The 18,084-nt window shown below is 46.1% G+C and carries 19 protein-coding genes; 15 read left to right on the top strand and 4 right to left on the bottom strand.

From position 1 onward, the window contains the following. Positions 1 to 24: 24 nt before the first annotated feature. Positions 25 to 813, bottom strand: a complete 789-nt coding sequence (locus FCL48_RS13980; protein WP_136872907.1) for an Mbeg1-like protein — start codon at positions 811 to 813, stop codon at positions 25 to 27. A gap of 427 nt (positions 814 to 1,240) precedes the next feature. Here FCL48_RS13980 and FCL48_RS13975 point away from each other — a divergent pair, with 427 nt between their 5' ends. The 4 genes from FCL48_RS13975 to eno all read left to right on the top strand — a co-directional run bounded on the left by FCL48_RS13975 (position 1,241) and on the right by eno (position 5,126). Continuing rightward, the gene (locus FCL48_RS13975) at positions 1,241 to 1,702 is read left to right on the top strand and encodes a helix-hairpin-helix domain-containing protein (protein ID WP_169309224.1); all 462 of its coding nucleotides are present in this window, start codon (positions 1,241 to 1,243) and stop codon (positions 1,700 to 1,702) included. A 216-nt stretch (positions 1,703 to 1,918) separates the two neighbouring features. Then, positions 1,919 to 2,965, top strand: a complete 1,047-nt coding sequence (selD, locus tag FCL48_RS13970; RefSeq protein ID WP_136872905.1) for a selenide, water dikinase SelD — start codon at positions 1,919 to 1,921, stop codon at positions 2,963 to 2,965. Positions 2,966 to 3,033: 68 nt separating this feature from the next. Next, on the top strand, positions 3,034 to 3,657 hold the full coding sequence (gene yedF, locus FCL48_RS13965; protein WP_136872904.1) for a sulfurtransferase-like selenium metabolism protein YedF: 624 nt from the start codon (positions 3,034 to 3,036) through the stop codon (positions 3,655 to 3,657). A gap of 176 nt (positions 3,658 to 3,833) precedes the next feature. Beyond that, positions 3,834 to 5,126, top strand: a complete 1,293-nt coding sequence (gene eno / locus FCL48_RS13960; RefSeq protein ID WP_136872903.1) for a phosphopyruvate hydratase — start codon at positions 3,834 to 3,836, stop codon at positions 5,124 to 5,126. A 138-nt stretch (positions 5,127 to 5,264) separates the two neighbouring features. On the opposite strand, the gene nifB is transcribed toward eno, so the two are convergent. From nifB to nifE, 3 genes are read right to left on the bottom strand one after another with little or no spacing between them, the layout of a single operon-like run. Beyond that, entirely contained in the window at positions 5,265 to 6,542 is a 1,278-nt protein-coding gene (gene nifB, locus FCL48_RS13955; RefSeq protein ID WP_136872902.1) for a nitrogenase cofactor biosynthesis protein NifB, read from the bottom strand. 33 nt (positions 6,543 to 6,575) lie between these two features. Beyond that, positions 6,576 to 7,928 carry a nitrogenase component 1 gene (locus FCL48_RS13950; protein ID WP_136872901.1) on the bottom strand — a complete coding sequence of 451 codons (1,353 nt, stop codon included), beginning with the start codon at positions 7,926 to 7,928 and terminating at the stop codon, positions 6,576 to 6,578. Between the two features lies 1 nt (position 7,929). Continuing rightward, positions 7,930 to 9,282 carry a nitrogenase iron-molybdenum cofactor biosynthesis protein NifE gene (gene nifE / locus FCL48_RS13945; protein WP_136872900.1) on the bottom strand — a complete coding sequence of 451 codons (1,353 nt, stop codon included), beginning with the start codon at positions 9,280 to 9,282 and terminating at the stop codon, positions 7,930 to 7,932. Positions 9,283 to 9,578: 296 nt separating this feature from the next. Here nifE and FCL48_RS13940 point away from each other — a divergent pair, with 296 nt between their 5' ends. The 11 genes from FCL48_RS13940 (at position 9,579) to FCL48_RS13890 (ending at position 18,031) form a co-directional block, all read left to right on the top strand. Then, entirely contained in the window at positions 9,579 to 11,105 is a 1,527-nt protein-coding gene (locus tag FCL48_RS13940; RefSeq protein ID WP_136872899.1) for a sensor histidine kinase, read from the top strand. A 347-nt stretch (positions 11,106 to 11,452) separates the two neighbouring features. Next, positions 11,453 to 11,866 carry a GNAT family N-acetyltransferase gene (locus FCL48_RS13935; RefSeq protein ID WP_136872898.1) on the top strand — a complete coding sequence of 138 codons (414 nt, stop codon included), beginning with the start codon at positions 11,453 to 11,455 and terminating at the stop codon, positions 11,864 to 11,866. A 235-nt stretch (positions 11,867 to 12,101) separates the two neighbouring features. Beyond that, positions 12,102 to 12,413, top strand: a complete 312-nt coding sequence (locus tag FCL48_RS13930) for a YajD family HNH nuclease (RefSeq protein ID WP_136872897.1) — start codon at positions 12,102 to 12,104, stop codon at positions 12,411 to 12,413. A 186-nt stretch (positions 12,414 to 12,599) separates the two neighbouring features. Next, positions 12,600 to 13,016: a VOC family protein gene (locus tag FCL48_RS13925; protein ID WP_136872896.1), complete on the top strand. Its 417-nt coding sequence runs from the start codon at positions 12,600 to 12,602 to the stop codon at positions 13,014 to 13,016. 111 nt (positions 13,017 to 13,127) lie between these two features. Beyond that, the gene (locus FCL48_RS25210) at positions 13,128 to 13,397 is read left to right on the top strand and encodes a hypothetical protein (RefSeq protein WP_240744847.1); all 270 of its coding nucleotides are present in this window, start codon (positions 13,128 to 13,130) and stop codon (positions 13,395 to 13,397) included. A gap of 11 nt (positions 13,398 to 13,408) precedes the next feature. Beyond that, positions 13,409 to 14,278, top strand: a complete 870-nt coding sequence (locus FCL48_RS13915; protein WP_136872895.1) for a delta-class carbonic anhydrase — start codon at positions 13,409 to 13,411, stop codon at positions 14,276 to 14,278. Between the two features lie 671 nt (positions 14,279 to 14,949). Further along, positions 14,950 to 15,330 (top strand): VOC family protein, encoded by a 381-nt coding sequence (locus tag FCL48_RS13910; RefSeq protein WP_136872894.1) that lies wholly within the window; start codon positions 14,950 to 14,952, stop codon positions 15,328 to 15,330. Between the two features lie 107 nt (positions 15,331 to 15,437). Next, positions 15,438 to 16,637, top strand: coding sequence for a winged helix-turn-helix domain-containing protein (locus tag FCL48_RS13905; protein ID WP_136872893.1), 1,200 nt, complete (start codon positions 15,438 to 15,440; stop codon positions 16,635 to 16,637). A gap of 184 nt (positions 16,638 to 16,821) precedes the next feature. Beyond that, entirely contained in the window at positions 16,822 to 17,016 is a 195-nt protein-coding gene (locus FCL48_RS13900; RefSeq protein WP_136872892.1) for a hypothetical protein, read from the top strand. Beyond that, positions 16,986 to 17,240 carry an ester cyclase gene (locus FCL48_RS13895; protein ID WP_169309223.1) on the top strand — a complete coding sequence of 85 codons (255 nt, stop codon included), beginning with the start codon at positions 16,986 to 16,988 and terminating at the stop codon, positions 17,238 to 17,240. Before FCL48_RS13900 ends, FCL48_RS13895 begins: the two co-directional genes overlap by 31 nt. Before the next feature lie 311 nt (positions 17,241 to 17,551). Then, positions 17,552 to 18,031 (top strand): plasmid pRiA4b ORF-3 family protein, encoded by a 480-nt coding sequence (locus tag FCL48_RS13890; RefSeq protein ID WP_136872890.1) that lies wholly within the window; start codon positions 17,552 to 17,554, stop codon positions 18,029 to 18,031. Positions 18,032 to 18,084 lie beyond the last annotated feature (53 nt).

The following is an 18,084-nucleotide window of genomic DNA, read 5'->3' as shown; positions in this document are numbered from 1 at the left end:
AGAGCCTGTTCTGGGAAGCGGGTGCTACAATTGTACCGAGTAGTTTGCAGGGGAATGTGCTGCAAGAAATTCAGGTGCACTGAACCAGGAACGATCGGTTGGCTGGTTCCCGGAGTTATCCAGATAAAGCGATTCACCCACATGCAACATCTGTGGAATCGGTGGGATTGTTGTTACAATATCTTTACGGTTTGCCACCCGGTATACCGAAACCTTCCTGACTGATCGAAGGAATTCTTCATTACCTATTCGAGGGGCACCAAAGGTGTAGACCGCGTGAGGGGGGTGAAGCGAGGCGCAAAGCACCGCAAACGCGCCACCCAGGCTGTGCCCGGTATAGTAGACAGGCTCATTGAGCGCTCTGATATGCTTCTCAATTTCCTCCCAGGCTTCAAGAAAAAGTTGTTTAAAACCTGTGTGGACCTTTCCTCCTGAGGGCCAGGGCGACAGGGTGACATTGAGGTTGTACAGCCAGTTGGTAATTGTGCCTGCCGTACCTCTGAAAACGAGCACGGAAAAAGGTGCGGTTTGGTTGGAGCTAACTGTAATAATTGCACATTGCAGGTATCTGCCATTAAAGAACCAGCGTTCTTTCAGGCCCAGACGATGTAAAAAATGATTTCGAACCACCGTTTCATCCGCCCCTTCTTGTCCCCTTGCATATATAAGACGTGAGAATTCGGACAACCACCATGCGTTGGTCTTACTAAAATGTGTGCTTTGTGGTTCAAAATCTCTGCTGGGATTATTCTGGAAAAAGTCTTCAGCGTCTCCTGGATTGAATACTTTTTTCCATTCGTAACTATACAACATGCCAGGCCCTGTAAAAAAAATCAAAAACTAAAGGAAAAACAAGTATCTAATAAGGCGTTGAGTTTAGAAAGAGAAGGCGGATTTGTCAAGGAAGCTTTAGGAATGTGAGGAAGGTGTTGCTTTTGTGTTTCCGTCAGTTACTGATGGAGTTGAGACGTACGTTGTGTTTCTGGGAAAAGAAGCTTTTTATCAGGCTGATATCTGTAAGAGTTTATACTTTTTTAACCATGATTTCTTACTGTTGAGTTGTATCATCGAGCTTCTGTGCTATATTGTTGCTCACGAACTTTGAGGGAGTACCTGCAGGCTCTGTCTGTTCTTGCAGGGAAAAGGCCAGGTTCAGCAGTCCCGGAAGCATTGTTCCAAGAAGGGAGTGTTTGAAAATATGAGCGAGTTGTTACGTATCTACGCAAGAAGGAGAGGTTACATGGCTATCCCCATCACCGCCGTTTCTGGAATTGGTGCCCACACTGCAGAAATCCTCGTTGAAAATGGTTTTGAAAGTGCCGAAGCCCTGGCCGCCGCCCCAAAAGAGGATCTGATGAAAATTAAAGGCTTTGGGCAATCCAGGGCTGAAAAAGTTATTGCTTCCGCCCGCGCCCTTGTAGCCGTCACGGACCTCAGTCAGGAACAGGACCTTCAGCCAACCTTCGAGGCAGAGGTGAAAGAAGAACAGGTGACGGAGAAGAAAATCAAGAAAAAGAAAAAAGCAAAAAAGAAGTCTCCCGGTCCCAAAGCATTTGACCCAACCTTGATCAAGAAGAGTAAAAGCCGTAAAAAAGGGAAAAAGAAGGAGAGTGGCGCAGAGGGTGTAGAAGGCGAAAAGAAGAAGAAAAAGAAAAAAAAGAAGAAAAAAGATAAAGAGTCAGGAAAGAAGAAATCCAACTAAGGCCTGTCATGGAATTGTATTTCACCTGCCCTGTAACAAAAGAGGTCTTTGGCTCTGAAGACTATTCTCTTGAACAAGGGCACACAATAACAGAATCCACAGAAGGTGGTCGGGAGTTGAACGGTATGATCCTGTTACATCAACCTTGTCCATTCTGTGGGAAGATACATAGGTACAGGGCGCAAGAGGTGCTTTGTCCATTGTCTAGAGGAAATAATGAGTAATTTGTCACAACGACTTACAGCCTGCGTAAAGGGAGGCGGTTGAGCCTCCAAAATTTCTCCGGGGGACCTGGAGCAGGCTTTAAAAGGAATTGATTTTCCAACAAATGAAAATGTTTTGGTGGGCCTTGCAACTGGAGATGATGCCGGTGTCTATAAGGTGTCGGATGAACTCGCGCTGATTCAGACTTTAGACTTTTTTACGCCCATTGTGGATGATCCTTATGATTTCGGCCGTATTGCCGCAGCCAACGCACTCTCTGATGTGTACGCCATGGGGGGAACTCCTCAGACAGCGATGAATATTGTGGCCTGGCCCATGGAGAAAATGGGTAAGGAAGGATTGCGGGAAATGCTGTCTGGAGGCGCTGCTGTTTTACGGGAGGCAAATACGGTTCTTCTGGGTGGACACAGTATAGAAGATGATGAACTCAAATACGGTTTATCTGTAACCGGTTATGTTCATCCCCGGCGAATCCTTGCCAATCAGGGCTTCAGGGTTGGAGACTGCCTGGTGCTGACCAAACCTCTGGGGACCGGGATCGTCAACACCGCCATTAAAGGTGGCCTGGCTTCGGCTGAGACCACCCGCAGGGTGACCCATCTCATGGCCACCCTGAACCGACGGGCGGCTGAGATTATGTTGCAGTTTCAGGTGTCGGCCTGTACGGATATTACAGGATTTGGGCTTCTTGGCCATATTGCTGAAATGATAGCAGGTACTGCAGTCGGGGTGACGATCGAATCCGCCAGGGTTCCGGTTATCGCAGAAGCGGTGGAATTTGCCTCCATGGGCTTTGTACCTGTTGGTGCTCACAAGAATCGCATGTTCAGGCAGGAGATGGTTTTGGCTGCCGATGGTTTTGACCCGGTTATGCGCGATATACTCTTTGATCCACAGACATCAGGTGGCTTGTTGATCGGCTGTGGGGAAAAAGACGTCCCAGAGCTCATCAAGAGATTGCAGGAAAATGGAGTGAGTGAAGCGGCATGGATCGGCTACGTGACAACCACTCCAGCCGGCATGATACGGCTTGTTTAAATCATCTGGAGTTTGGAGCAGTATCTGATGAGAGAGTACTGTTATGATTTTTAAAAAAGGATAAGAAAATGGCAAAATTGATTGATGCATGTGGCCTTGCCTGTCCGGCACCTGTTCTGCTGGTGAAAGATGCTGTGGAACAGAATCCGGAGGCTGAATTAACAGTTGTTGTGGATAATCCCGGTTCTGCTGAAAATGTCTCCCGCTTTCTGGGAACGAGAGGTTATCAGGTGCAACAGGCGGAGGATAATGGTCGATTTCATATTCATGCGACTGGAGGCAAGGCCGCAGGAGGCGGCGCTGCAGAGCCTGCAAAAAAAACAAAATCTGGAGAGAAGGATGCCCCAGAGCCACGGAAGATTCTGGTTCTGGTTACCAGCAATACCCTTGGTTCAGGGGATGATGTCCTGGGCGAAAAATTGATGATCAGTTATCTGAAAACCATCAAAGAGATGGGGCCGGAGCTGTGGCAGCTCATCTTTGTCAATGGCGGGGTGAGACTCACCACGGCTTCTTCACCGGTTCTCAAAGAGATACAGGAGTATGAAAAGTCAGGAGTAATTGTTCTTGCCTGTGGTACCTGCCTTGATCATTTTGGTCTTGCCGCAGAAAAGAAGGTAGGGGGCACCACAAATATGCTCGATATTGTCATGGCGACGCAGCTTGCCGATAAAGTTGTCTCCATGGGTTAGGAATAATCGTAAGAGTCTCTTTTTCACATTTCCATTTGTCGTAATCGTAATTATTTTATGGCGATGTTTTGTTCAGGCTCTAACGATTTTTATGTGTAAACTGTTAAGAAGTTTGGAAAGCATTCAGGTAACCGTCGTTTTGGATAAACGGCATAAATAGCTGGAAAGGAGTCGTCATGGCAAAGATCAGTAAGATTATTGGCCGGGAAGTTATGGATTCACGGGGAAACCCAACCGTTGAAGCAGATGTGTATTTAGAGTCAGGTGCATGGGGAAGGGCCTGTGCGCCGTCTGGAGCATCAACTGGATCGAGAGAAGCACTGGAACTCCGTGACGGTGATAAAGATCGTTACCTTGGCAAAGGCGTGTTAAAGGCTGTGGCTGCGGTTAATGATAAAATTGCTCCCGCCCTGATTGGAAAAGATGGGTACGATCAAAAGGGTCTTGATAAGATCATGATCGATCTTGATGGCACTGAGAACAAGGAAAACCTTGGAGCAAATGCTATTTTATCTGTTTCCCTTGCCGTTGCCAAGGCTGCCGCTCTTGATAAAAAGATTCCTCTGTACCAATACATTTCAGAATTGAATGGTACTCCCGGTCAGTATCTCATGCCTGTTCCCATGATGAATATTATCAATGGCGGTGAGCACGCAGATAACAACGTAGACATTCAGGAGTTTATGATTCAGCCGGTTGGCGCCAAAAACTTTCGCGAAGGACTGCGGATGGGAGCTGAGGTTTTTCATAATCTAAAAAAAGTACTGAGCGCGAAAGGGCTGAGCACTGCAGTTGGTGATGAGGGCGGTTTTGCCCCTAATCTCTCTTCCAATGAAGAGGCACTGACCGTTATCATCCAGGCTGTTGAAGCAGCCGGTTATAAGATGGGTAAAGATATTACCCTGGCACTTGATTGCGCGGCATCAGAGTTTTTTGTTGATGGGAAATACAACCTCAAAGGCGAAGGCAAGGTCTTTGATTCTGAGGGTTTTGGCGATTATCTGGCTGCACTCAGCCAAAAATATCCTATTATTTCCATTGAAGATGGTCTTGATGAAAGCGATTGGGATGGTTGGGCAAGTCTGACCAAAAAAATTGGCTCACGTATTCAGCTGGTCGGCGACGACCTCTTTGTGACAAACACCAAGATCCTCAAGCGTGGTATCGACAACTCTATTGCCAACTCCATCCTCATTAAGTTTAACCAGATTGGCTCACTGACAGAGACCCTCGAGGCGATTCGCATGGCCAAGGATGCTGGTTATACTGCGGTTATATCACACAGAAGTGGCGAGACCGAAGATGTGACGATTTCTGACTTGGCGGTTGGTACAGCAGCAGGTCAGATCAAAACCGGTTCTCTCTGCCGCTCTGACCGGGTCGCTAAATATAATCAGCTTCTGCGCATTGAAGAAGAGCTTGGGGATAAGGTTGGCTATTTAGGCAAAAAGAGCATTAAAGGACAATAAGCGGCCGAGTTTTTTCTTGAAAAATTCGCAAGCTAAAAAGTAGTGGAAATTATATTTTTCAGCCGCTGATTAAAAAGGCAGGAGCTTTCAAGGCTCCTGCCTTTTCTGGTAAGTGTGCAGACTTACAACAGGCAGTTCTCAGCCACATCCTCCTCCGGATCCGGAACATTTCCCCTCAGAGCACGGAACACGGCGTCCTTTGAGTATGGTGGTTTTTTTGTTTTCATAAACTGTTTCCAGGCCTTCTTCAATAAAGCCGGCCGCTTCAACGGGCTGTATTCCGGCTTTAAGAAGAATGTCATAGGGCGTCTCACCAATCCCGCTGATAAGAACCGCTCTGCAATCCCCTAGAATCTTAGCAAGTTTATGCCAGCGCTTGATCCCACCTCCGGTGTCCGGTGCCCTGCGCTCTTCAACCTTCTGATAGCCGTCAGCTTTTTGTTCCCAGATCTCAAAGGATCTACATTCACCTAAGTGTTGATTGATGAGAACACCTTCTTCTGAAGCGACTGCGACGTAGGCGCGTTTTTCCGGAGCCATTGGCTTAATGGTGGAACATGAACTCAGGCAGCTTCTGAATTCTTCTGTTCGGTCATCGCCTAAAAGTCCGACCGCATCGGCACGGCATCTGGTGCAGTGACGCATCTGTGGCAGATATTTTTCAGCTGTTGCCCGGAGTTCCTCCATTTTTTCCTTGGTTGGTTGTTCAATACTACCAAAAGGCGTGTTTACGTTGGGGAAAAGTGCCATGGCATTAAAAAGGTCTGCGCCGAGCTCTTTCATTTTTATGGCAATATCTTCAATGTGATGGTCGTTTATTCCTGGGATGACAATGCAGTTAATCTTAACGGTAATGCCATGTTCTTTAAGCTTTTTTATGGCCTCGACCTGCCTTGATAAAAGCAGCTTTGCTCCCTGTAGACCTTTATAGATTACCTTGCCGTCCTGTACCCAGGCATAAATTTTCTGACCGATTTCTGGATCAACAGCACAAACGGTAATCGTCACATGGGAGACTTCAATTTCTGCGATAGCGTCGATGTAGGGAGCTATTCCCATACCGTTTGAGGAGAGACAAAGGATGGTTTCCGGATGGTTTTTGCGGATGTTGCGCATTGTGGCAATGGTTTCCGGACCATTTGCAAAGGGATCTCCAGGACCTGCGATGCCTGCGACGGTAATGCGGGGCTCTTTCTCGAGAACCTTGTCCATATAGATTCCTGCCTGTTCAGGGGAGAGCAGGGTGGATGTGACGCCAGGGCGTGATTCGTTGACACAGTCGTATTTACGGTCGCAAAAATTGCATTTAATATTGCACTTTGGCGCCACCGGAAGGTGTACACGGCCGAATTTACCCTTGGCATCGGCGTTAAAGCATGGATGTTGTTTCAGGTCTCTGGTTGTTCTAGTTGTCATGATCAATCCTCAAGAAGTAATGTGGTTTGCCTGTCACATGTAGCTGTAACCCACCGATGAGTCGTTCTGTTTCTTTTCAATAATTGTATTGGTTATCTGGTCAAAAAGGTTTTGCGCTCCCTGATAGCCGAGGTGCAGAATCCGTTGGCCACCAATTCGGTCATGGATGGGAAAACCCACACGTACCATGGGCAGGTTTTCTCTTCTGGCAAAGGCATAGCCCTTGGAGTGGCCGATTACGATGTCAGTACCAAGTTCCTTTGCCATGGCCTCAATGTCATAAAAATCGACATCTTCTTTGACAAGGGGCAGTTCACAATTGAGTCCCTCCAGTACCTCTTTGACTTTTTCTTCAAACCGGCCACTTTTTCCCCCGGAGGCGCAGAGTATTGGGTGGATTCCAATCTCGGCTAGAAATCCGGTGATGCCAATGACGAGATCTTCTTCTCCGTAGACCACCGCCCGTTTTCCGAAGATATATTTATGTCCATCCACCATACTGTCGATTAAGCGTCCCCTGGCGGCTGTGTATTTATCAGGAATTTCCCTGCCTGTCAGTTCGGCCAGAAGCTCAAAAAAAGCATCGCTTGCCCGAATCCCCATTGGATGACCGAGCTGATAAAGTTCGGTACCGAATTTTTTCTTCAGGACATTGCCTCCAGTATTCTCGGGAAAGGTCCAGCCGAGTTCAACTGAGGCTTCGGCGCCGCCCATGGCTTTAATGGCCTCCAGGGGAGTGCCACCTTTAGGGATGAGGGGATAATCGTTGAGAGCAGGTCCATCCAGGGTGTCCGAATAGTCGGGAATAAGGGTTGCCTTGATTTGAAAATCATTGCAGACCTCTTTCAGATATCTGATGTCAGCCGTCGAGATAAACCCGCTGAATATATTAAACGTTCCATTTGGCTCCGTTTTCGTTGAAAGCTGATCTACCACCGCGGTAATGGCCGCAGTGAACCCTTCCATATGGGTGCCGGCATAGCTGGGAGTGGATACGCTTACGACCAGTGGGGAGTCTTCCGAACCAAATTCCTTGTGATATTCATGGAGCAGCATTGGCACGTCGTCGCCGATGGTCTCGGTCAGACAGGTGGTCGCAACCCCGATGAGTTTTGGGGTATATTTAGTGGTAACATTTTGCAGCCCGAGTTTAAGGTTTGCACCTCCCCCGTAGATCGCGTTTTTTTCCCCCAAAGAAGAGGATGCGATATCAATTGGTTCGTTGAAATGGCTGATGATGTACCGGCGCATATAGGTGGCACACCCTTGAGAGCCGTGGAGAAAAGGTACACAATCTTCAATGCCTCTAAAAGCAAGGGAGGCGCCCAGGGGCTTGCAGAGTTTGCAGGCGTTCGTGGTTGCCGTGTAGTTTGTCATTGTTGTCATTTTATTTCTCCTCTTTTCTGCGGGGCACAAACTGCCAGACCGGACTCATGACAGAGCCATAAACTTCACGGGCGAAATTGATCATGCCTTTAAATCCTGCGAGCATCTCTTTTCTTTCATGGTTGTGATCACAGAAAGCAACTCCGAGCTTATAGGCAATAGGGCGTTCCTTTACCCCGCCGACAAAAAGATCGACGTCTTTTTCTTTTAAGAAACTGGAAAGTTCCAGAGGATTTGAGTCGTCAACAATGATGGTCCCTTCATCTGTTACTTCTTCGAGCTCGATATAGTCTTCTTTTGTGCCGGTCTGGGAGCCGACCATGACGACATCCATCCCGATGAGTCTGAAGGCCTTGACCAGGGAGAAGGCCTTAAAGGCACCACCGACATAGATCGCCGCTTTTTTGCCAGACAGGGCCTTTTTGTATTTTGCCAGTTCAGGCATGAGTTCCTGAATCTCTTCTTTTACCAGCTGGCGGGCTTTGTCCAGCATTTCGGGGTCACCAAAATGGCGGGCGACTGCATAAAGTGCTTCGGCCATGTCCTCGATGCCGAAATAGGACACCCGGAGTGAAGGGATACCGTAGTTTTTCTCAAGCATGTTTGCGAGATCCATGGTGGCTCCTGAGCACTGTACAACATTGAGTGCGGCTCCATGGCAGCGCTGGATATCGGCAACCCGTCCGTCTCCTGTGATGTTTGCCACGGGTTGCACACCAATTCTTTCAAAATATTCCCGGATCAGCCAGATCTCCCCTGCGAGGTTAAAGTCTCCCAGAATATTAATCGAATACTTCGAGATGCCACTGGTGTCACCTGTTCCAACGAGCCGTGACATTGCGTTACAGGCAGCCTCATATCCTGCCCGCTTATTGCCTTTGAAGCCCTCGGACTGTACGGGAAGAACAGGAATCCCTTTTTCTTTCGAAGCTTTCTTGCAGACTGCTTCAAGGTCGTCTCCTATGAGGCCGACGATACAGGTCGAATAGACAAAGGCCGCTTTGGGTTTATGCAGGTCAATAAGTTCATCGAGTGCTTTGGCCAGTTTTTTTTCACCACCAAAGATGACATCAATCTCCTGGAGGTCGGTGGAAAACGAAAGACGGTGTAACTCAGGGCCGGAGGAGAGTGCTCCCCGGATATCCCAGGTATAGACTGCGCAGCCGATAGGGCCATGTACAAGATGGAGGGCGTCGGCAATGGGGTAGAGTACAACACGGGAACCACAAAAAACGCAGGCTCTCTGGCTGACCGCCCCAGCGAGGCTCTCTTTATTACAATCCAGCTCAAAAGGGGCACTGCCTTTGACGTGGATTTGTTTTGATCGATTTTTGAGTAAGGCTGCAGAGCTCATGTCATTAGTCCTTTAGGAAATCTGTTTATCTTAACTGCTACCTGTTAAGAGCAAGGGCTGTGCCATGATGTTTTGCTCTGTTTATATCTAATAAAAACAGTATGATGTGTTTTTGTTGGTTGGTTTTGTGAGAATGGTCGGATTGTTCGATATTGTAGATTTCCTACGAAATGGTTTGGGGTCATTGTCGGAGAATGAAGCCCAGCAGGCTTTTAAAAATTTAGAAGGTGGGACGCTCAGTGGGGGTTTAATAATGAATTCTTTCAACGTATTGGTAATATGGAAAAGCTATTTTAATGAAACGCTTTATCTGGGGAGGGGATACAATGACGGTCGGCCTGAGGAGTAAAGTTATGGCGAAAGAGGTTTCTGCGCTAAACACCTACTGGCTAATTCAATATTTGCAGAAATATCACACTGAGATCGATATTGAGGAACTGCTCGGTGAGGTAGAAGCAGAAATGGATTGCTATGTAGAAAACCTAGAGAATGGCAAGTTAGAAAAACTGACGCTCCGGCACCTGCTCCAGGCCAGGTATTGGTTTTCCCACAGATTTGTCTACAATCTGCACGAATCGATCCTCAGGCGTATCCCGGATCCGAGTCTTGGTTATAAGATTGGCAGAACCATCTATAAAAGCAAACCTCTCATTCGTACAGCTCTTGGGGTTTCTCTTCTTGGTGTGCACAGGGTGGCCCAGAAAGTATCATCAGAAGCCGCTAAATATAACCGAACTAAAGAGTACAGTGTCCGCGGTCTGGCAAAAGGCTATGTGGAAATACGTATTGTTCATCACCAAGGAATAAAGGTGGGAGAATTTACCATGCAGTGGAACGCGGGCTGTTTTTTCTCCTATGCAAGGCTTGCCGGTGCAACGGATGTAAAGGTTACAATGGAATGTATTGATCCCGGGCCTCTTGAACAGGGAGGATCTGGACAGGCCATCTGGGATTTTAAGATCGTCTATCTTGAACCCCGCCTTGCAATCAGGCTTTTCAGAGCAGTGATGCTGACAATTCCCTGGATACGAAAACTGACAGAAGAGGCTGAAGCGATTGAGGCAGAGTATCAGGAACAGATCTTAACCAGGGATGAGATTATTCGCCAGCGTACTCAGCACATTATGGCGATTCAGGAAAAACTTATCGCTCAAGAAAGGCGAAACATTGAACAGAAGGTGGCGAAAATATCCAGGGAGCTTGTCACCACCGAAGAACGTGAGCGCCGGGCCATTGCAGAGGATCTTCACGACAGTGTAACCCAGTTACTTGCTCTCAGTGTCAAAGAGGTGCAGGCTTTAAAAAAACATTATCCTCAAATACGGGAACTGGATGGCCTCAAGAGCAATCTGAATACAGCCCTCAGAGATCTTCGCGGACTTACCTTTCAGATAAGCCCACCGGTGCTCTATGATTTCGGGCTGGAGGCGGCTTTAGAGTGGCTGGCTGAGGATGTAAACCAGCGTCACAACATGCGCCTTGTTTTTACGAATCTACTCAAAGGAGAACTCTCAATCGGTCAGCAACAAAGCGTGATTCTGTATCGTTTGATCAGGGAGCTTGTGATAAATATCATCAAACACGCCCAGTCCCCAGATGGACAAATTCTGCTCCGGCACACCAGAGCCCAGTTTATTGCGGAAGTGGCCGATGAGGGTGTCGGTTTTGAACCAAGCTGCATTAAAGACGGCTTTGGTCTTTCCTCCCTGGAAGATCGATTGCTCCACCTGAACGGCAAGATACACATCATGTCAACGCCAACAGAGGGCACTGTAATTCAGGTAAAAGTGCCTTTAGATTCCCTCTGCTCTGATGGTGTGTAGATTTTAAATCCTGTCGGAGGACAATAAAGTAGCATACTGGACGTGTCTTCATCTCAAGATCCGGCGCACCTCCTGGACAAAGGAAATTGGCATACGTCATCCGAACTTCCTTTGACGCAACCAGTTTAAGAGTCTCCTCCCCAGACCCAGGTCATGCATCTAGAGCATCTTTTTTGAAATGCTATGTATAAAGAATTGCGAACAACTTGCAAGCATGGGCTCAATCTATTTAGCTAATTTCTTATGAATTATTATAGTCAAATGGAGTGAACCTGATAGCCTGGCCATATGTTGGAGGCAAGTGGATCATTCTGTATGATTACTTGCAGAACAAGGAGAAAAGTAAAATGGAAGTTCAATACAAAATTAATACACCTATAACTACCGAACAATTTTTCGGTTTACTACAAGACTCAACACTCGGAGAACGAAGACCTGTTGATGATTATGAATGCATTAGAGGCATGTTAAGTAATAGCAATCTTGTTGTTTCTGCCTGGCAGGAAAATAAGATTATCGGCATAGCGCGTTCGCTTACTGACTTTCACTATGCGTGTTATCTTTCTGATCTAGCTGTTTCCAAGAGTCACCAAAAAACAGGTATAGGCAGGAAGCTACAAGCAATAACACAAGAACAGCTGGGCCCGAAGTGTAAATTAATACTAATAGCCGCCCCGAACGCTAATTCATATTATGAGCATATTGGCTTCATAAACAACGAACGATGCTGGGTTTTAGAACGTGATAAAACCATCAGCTAACAAGACAATTAAGTTCGCACGTAAAAAAAACACGTGCTTGGACGCCGCAAACTACGCGGCGTCACTTATTTATTAGGTTCTCAGCGACTACGAGAATCGCGGTGCTGACTTCTTCAAGTTCCTTATCCTAGCACCTTGCGCCAGAACAAGGAACTGGACCCGACACCATGAACACCACAATCAAGCTGCGCTTGCGAGTGAGCGGGATATTATAATTTTGCCAGGAAAAAATGGAATGAAAAAAATTGATTATCGAAATCAAGCATTGAAAATCTTACCGTGGGTCTGCGGAAGTTGCGGCCGTGATTTTACAGGAAAAAACCTCAGAGAGTTGACGGTCCATCACAAAGATCATAATTATAAAAACAACCCCCCTGACGGAAGTAACTGGGAGCTATTGTGTCTGTATTGTCATGACAACGAGCACTCCCGCGCCTTGGATGCCGAATGGTTACCAACTCACAATACGGATAAGGACAAGAGAACAACAACATGCCACACACCTTTTGAAAACCTCAATACATTGTTATCCGAGAAGAAAAAATGACGAACCAGAATAACAAATATAATCAGTTTTTCCAGTGGAGTGGCTCAAGGTAGCCATTGAACTCGACGTTCCCAGAGACTGCGTCTCCGGAAAAGGGCACTTTACCTGATAGCTTGTCCGTTAAGTCTCTGACTTGCCGTCCATTCTGCAGTTGAGCGACGCGATAAGCCTACAAGGGAGAATGAAATGATTAAACCAAACAGTTCGTTTCCAGTATTTATTGTTGAAAACCTTGAGGAAGCAAAATCGTTCTATTTGATATCCTTTGGTTTTAGCGTTGCGTTCGAAAATGAATGGTATCTTCATCTTGTATCTGAGTCTGGTATTCAAGTTGGGTTTATGCTGCCTGGTCAACCCACACAACCGGAGATCTTTCAGAAAGCCCATGATGGAAATGGAATTATTTTCAGTCTTGAGGTTGATGATGCGGATCTGGCGTATGCTGAGGCAAAGAAACATTCGCTTAACATTGTTCTTGAACTTCGTTCCGAGGATTGGGGGCAGTATCATTTTTGTGTAAAAGATCCAAATGGCATTTATCTGGATATTGTCCAGGCAATAGAGCCAACGGAGGAATATCAACAGGGTTATGAAATTAAATAGAGAACTCTCTGATTTAAAAATATCGCTAAAAAGATAGCTGGTCGTTTAAATGAGGTTGGAATTTTTTCTGTGGACAGGTTGCAAAAAGTTGGTCCAGCTGGTGTGTATAAAATGACAAAAAAAAGTACCCTGTTTAATCTTAGCCTGTCCGCTACTAGCTTTACTCTTTTGAGGGTGCGTTGTCTGATAAACATTGTGATGATATTGGCGAAAAAAGAAAACAAGAATTTACAGAAAAAATCGGTTAACCAGTATCTTAACAGGGAAATGGTCTCCGCTGCACTGCGTCTGCTCGCGTCGCCTGCGGTGATGGTCAGTAGCATGACGAGCGAATTGTCAAACGATGTCATTACGTTTGATTTTAACCACCAACTCACATAAGGGGTGATACCATGAAGGCCAATGTATTTTTTCTACTCGCAGCAACAGCAGCACTGCCATTCAACGTAAACGCGAAAGGCACCCACTCAAGCGATCACGGTCAAGTGTCCGATCAGGTGGTCGCTGAACAGCGCCAGAGCCTTGCAGATCGCACCAAAGGCAAAGGATTTGGTCCGCAATCTCCACGCGATATTGATTCAGCTGCAGGAAACAACAGCATCACGTTCAGCACCGCACCGCCATATACCGAAATGAATCTATGCAATATTCATTTTCACAAGAATGCTGAACATGCAGGCGGTGAGTTTACCAAGTATGCTGGCAATGGTGATGGTCATGGTTATCTGAGTGGTTACCAGTATTCGGGCCAGCTGACCAAGGCAGAGCTGGCATCACTTGACCAGGAGGTATGCCCAAGCGAGCACGGCAGTCTCTATCCTGGTGACACGATTGAAGTACACTATGTCCATTCAACCGCGCAGATACAGCCCGGTCCTACTTTGGGTTCCTGTTTCAACGACTCGAATAAAAACCCACAACTACGTGTAGAAACTCAGGTATACGTTTTGGTCAATGATAGCAATGCCGGTGACTTCGGTGAATTAACCAAGTATGGACAAAAAAATGAATTACAACAGGCATTGAATATTCCAGACGATGCTGGCACCCCCGTTCAATACGCGGGTTCAACTACAGGCCCTGGCTACAATGAAGTCGGCTCGCCATATCAAGTAACCTGGAGTGTGCGTCCTAAAGTTGTGAAGGTCAACATTGCAACCGTCGGTGAGTGGTGTAAAGGCAATGTGTTCGACGAAGATCATGCGCATGGGGTCAGAAATCTCGTCACCAATCCGGATCTTCTTTCCACCATCACACAATAACTTTTGCTGTAAGCCCACATAGCTCTAATAAAATTCTCCAGCGGGCGCGCCACAGGCGCGCAGCGTTGAGCATGCTCATTCACGACTTGCCAGTTGCCTTGCTCTGCCACCTTACCTGATCGCTCGTCCATTAGCCCTTCGATTTATCGTCCACCTTGCAGAAGAGCTCTGCGCTTCGGCTGGCACTCATCTCAACATACAGGTCATGACAAGACACGCCGGAAAATTGCAACAGCAATTCCTGCAAATCTGATTTCACCATGCGCAATGAAAAACTAAAATGGATTGTCCCAATTGTGGTGTAATGATTTGTGTTCACAAACCAACATGCCTATCTTTTGGTTATAAGTGGGCAATCGTGAAAAAGACAGAGAGATCAAAAGCAAGCAATTCCTACAACCTGAACAGTTGTTCGGGAATCTTGCAAAGAAGAACCCCTCTCCCGGGGGGTAAATCGTTTTTTTAAATGCCCTGGCTTAAATCCGATAAGTTCACTTATTTTGAATAGCGGAGGGGAGTTTCTATACATCCCTGGTCACGCAACATTAAAATATTCAATGCTGAAAGTGTTGAATATGAAATATCTGGGATAAGAGAGCGCTCGAAAGACTTTGCGATATATACAAGTTAGATAAGTGTTCAATTTACCCTCTTTCAGGAGGAAACATGTCATGACTAAAAATCCAGTCGCTTGGTTTGAAATTTATGTAACTGACCTGGCTAGAGCCAAGAAATTCTATGAGTCTGTCCTTGGTGTTCAGCTAGAAAAATTAGATGTCCCTAATGGCTCTAATATCGAGATGTGGGCATTCCCGTCTAACATGGAAGAGTATGGCGCTTCTGGCGCGCTGGTAAAAATGGATGGCTTCTCCTCTGGTGGGAATAGCACGCTTGTTTACTTTGCCTGTGATGATTGTTCCATTGAAGAGTCGCGCGTTGCAAATAACGGAGGACAAATTCAGCAACTCAAGATGTCAATTGGTGAATACGGATTTATATCCCTGGCGATAGACACGGAGGGAAATATGTTCGGTTTACACTCAATGAAATAGCGTATAGCCAAACGGGGCCTGCAATCTTCAGGTTCTCTGCAAGCAAAATTTGATTGATGAAGTATCGAAGATCAATCAGCAGGAAGTCCATTGGAGAATGCAGGCCTATGAAAGAATCACTTTCTATTCAGCAAGCCAGAAAACTGGTCCTGCTATCGCAGAGGATACCGCCGAAGAATCAAGCCGGTAGCGCAACTGCAGCCACGCTATCGGCGATTGAACACCTTGGCTATATCCAGATCGATACCATCTCCGTCATTCAGCGCGCCCATCACCATACCCTGTGGAGTCGGAATCCTCGTTACAAAGCTGCCCATCTCGATCAGCTGCTTTTGGACAAACTGATTTTTGAATACTGGTCTCATGCGGCTGCATACCTGCCCCTTCGTGACTACCGTTTCAGCCTGCCTCGCAAACATGCCCTTGCAAGTGGTGAACAGAGCCACTGGTATGACCGGGATGAGCAGATGATGAAATTTGTACTGAACCGCATTGCCGCAGAAGGCCCTTTGATGGCCAAGGATTTTGAGTATACCGGTAAAAAGATCGGTGAATGGAAAACCAAGCCCGCCAAACGCGCTCTGGAATATCTGTTTATGCAGGGAGAGCTCATGGTGCCGTACCGCGTTAAATTTCACAAGGTTTATGACCTCACCGAACGGGTATTACCAGAAGGTACCGACACCACCCTGCCTGATCCCGAGGAATACGCCCGATTTCTTATTATACGATATCTGCGCGCAAACGGATTGGGGCAGTCTGCCGAAGTCGCCTATTTACTATACGGCACAAGACCGCTTGTTTCTGCAACCTTGGAGGACATGGTTTCTACCGGAGAACTGCGACAGGTTCGTGCCGCCGGTGAGATCTACTATACTTTGCCAGCCTCCTTGGAGCTGTTAAATAAACCGTTGGCCCGCAGCAAACTGAAAATACTCTCGCCATTCGACAATCTTGTCATTCAGCGCAGGCGCATGAAGGCGCTGTTCGGATTTGACTATCTCATTGAGTGCTATGTCCCTAGGTCCAGACGCCGATACGGCTACTTCTCTCTACCCATATTGTGGGATGGGAAACTGGTCGCTCGAATGGACTGCAGGGCCGAGAGGAATGAATCACTGCTGCATATTCATCATCTCGCACTGGAACCCACGGTCTTGAAAACCGATGCCTTGTTCCTTGCCCTGCGTAAAGAATTGGAAGCATTTCTGCAGTTCAATCACTGCAACAAGCTCCGGGTATACAGAACCTCCCCTGCAAAGGTCAAGCCGGAGCTGCAGATTCTGATCAATGATTTGACGAGATAAGCGCCCTTAGGCCGATCCTCATTCACAGGTCACAACAAGGGCGGGAGTTGACAGCTCACCTCGCTGTGCAGGCTGTGGCGGAACAGTTTTGAGAATAATATTAAATATATGCAGTAGTAAAAAGGCTCAAGATTAAATCTTTCAATATCTCTGAAACCATATAATCCAGATAAACGGACTCGTGATGACTGCAATGATTAAAAACAGAGAAGAACAAATTAAGTGTGCTTTTGATGAGCTTATCGGGAAAGGTAACCTAGGTATCATAGAAGCAACCTTTGCCGATGATTACATAGTCCATGCAGGAGACAAAGAGTTTGGTGGTCAATCCTTTGTAAAAAATTTGCGGTGCAGCTTCGTACAGCTATTCCCAATATAAGTATCGTAGATATCAAGTTTTTAACGCAGGATGTTAATACTATAGTCTGGCAACGCGCATTTAAAGGTAGGCACGAAGGAGAGATGCAGGGTATACCTCCTTCAGGGAAAAAGGTGAGATGGGTTGATCTGGTTGTGACCCGCTTTGAAAATGGAAAAATTGCTGAGGAATGGGTTGTGTCAGGGCTTATGGGTGAATTACTATTAAAAGTTTCCCGCTCATGAAAACTGCACATTTTTCGATGTGGTATAAGTCTGTAAATTAAATTGTATAAATGATTACAATCAATTACCTTTGCTAATAAGTGTGTGATACGAAAGGCAATTACAAGCTGACGCATCTTTCTCAACGACATGTCGGCGTAAAAAGTTGTTTTTGTTGCAATTCCGTGGGTTTCCGGGCGGTAGACCATGCCTTTGCGAACCTGGAAAACTGAAATGAAGAGGTTCTTCATTAAATATGAAAACCGCTTCTCTAAGATCTAAGGCAAGGGAGATACACAGAATTATTTATAGAGTCTTAAAGGTACAAAAAGATGACAAAACCCCAATTATTTGTTTTCAAAGTTTCTTTGTCGCATGATAAGAAAATTTGGCGTCGTATAGAAATACGTGGAGATCAATCTCTTGATCAATTACATGAAAGTATTTTCCAAGCATTTGATAGATATGACCCGCATATGTACTCTTTCTATTTAACGAAGCCTGGAAGTAAAAGTAGAAAACGATTCTCAGAAGCACCAGAATTTACCCATCCATTTATGCTCGAGGATGATTTTGGGTGGAAACATAAACAAATCCAAGATGCCACAAAAACCAAAATTTGTGATTTGTTGTTACAAGAAAAAACAAAATTCGAATATCTTTTTGATTTTGGAGATGAGTGGTTCCATGAAATTACTCTTGAAAAAATTTTAGATATTTTCCCTAAGAAAAAATATCCCATTTTAACTCAGAAAAAAGGTGAATCTCCTTCTCAATATCCTGAATTTGATGAAGAAGATGAGTATGAATAATTACCAATAACCTTTAATCAAACCCACATAACCTCTTGGCTATCAAGGGTATG

This window comes from Desulforhopalus sp. IMCC35007, from assembly GCF_005116575.1.
Taxonomy (GTDB): domain Bacteria; phylum Desulfobacterota; class Desulfobulbia; order Desulfobulbales; family Desulfocapsaceae; genus Desulforhopalus_A.
This window is presented reverse-complemented; position numbering and strand designations above follow the sequence as displayed.

Excerpts from the sequence above, each read along its gene's own strand:
- FCL48_RS13980 (WP_136872907.1), bottom strand. The coding sequence starts at position 813 with ATGTTGTATAGTTACGAATGGAAAAAAGTATTCAATCCAGGAGACGCT.
- FCL48_RS13975 (WP_169309224.1), top strand. The coding sequence starts at position 1,241 with ATGGCTATCCCCATCACCGCCGTTTCTGGAATTGGTGCCCACACTGCA.
- yedF (WP_136872904.1), top strand. The coding sequence starts at position 3,034 with ATGGCAAAATTGATTGATGCATGTGGCCTTGCCTGTCCGGCACCTGTT.
- eno (WP_136872903.1), top strand. The coding sequence starts at position 3,834 with ATGGCAAAGATCAGTAAGATTATTGGCCGGGAAGTTATGGATTCACGG.
- nifB (WP_136872902.1), bottom strand. The coding sequence starts at position 6,542 with ATGACAACTAGAACAACCAGAGACCTGAAACAACATCCATGCTTTAAC.
- FCL48_RS13950 (WP_136872901.1), bottom strand. The coding sequence starts at position 7,928 with ATGACAACAATGACAAACTACACGGCAACCACGAACGCCTGCAAACTC.
- nifE (WP_136872900.1), bottom strand. The coding sequence starts at position 9,282 with ATGAGCTCTGCAGCCTTACTCAAAAATCGATCAAAACAAATCCACGTC.
- FCL48_RS13940 (WP_136872899.1), top strand. The coding sequence starts at position 9,579 with ATGAAACGCTTTATCTGGGGAGGGGATACAATGACGGTCGGCCTGAGG.
- FCL48_RS13935 (WP_136872898.1), top strand. The coding sequence starts at position 11,453 with ATGGAAGTTCAATACAAAATTAATACACCTATAACTACCGAACAATTT.
- FCL48_RS13930 (WP_136872897.1), top strand. The coding sequence starts at position 12,102 with ATGAAAAAAATTGATTATCGAAATCAAGCATTGAAAATCTTACCGTGG.
- FCL48_RS13925 (WP_136872896.1), top strand. The coding sequence starts at position 12,600 with ATGATTAAACCAAACAGTTCGTTTCCAGTATTTATTGTTGAAAACCTT.
- FCL48_RS25210 (WP_240744847.1), top strand. The coding sequence starts at position 13,128 with ATGACAAAAAAAAGTACCCTGTTTAATCTTAGCCTGTCCGCTACTAGC.
- FCL48_RS13915 (WP_136872895.1), top strand. The coding sequence starts at position 13,409 with ATGAAGGCCAATGTATTTTTTCTACTCGCAGCAACAGCAGCACTGCCA.
- FCL48_RS13910 (WP_136872894.1), top strand. The coding sequence starts at position 14,950 with ATGACTAAAAATCCAGTCGCTTGGTTTGAAATTTATGTAACTGACCTG.
- FCL48_RS13905 (WP_136872893.1), top strand. The coding sequence starts at position 15,438 with ATGAAAGAATCACTTTCTATTCAGCAAGCCAGAAAACTGGTCCTGCTA.
- FCL48_RS13900 (WP_136872892.1), top strand. The coding sequence starts at position 16,822 with ATGACTGCAATGATTAAAAACAGAGAAGAACAAATTAAGTGTGCTTTT.
- FCL48_RS13890 (WP_136872890.1), top strand. The coding sequence starts at position 17,552 with ATGACAAAACCCCAATTATTTGTTTTCAAAGTTTCTTTGTCGCATGAT.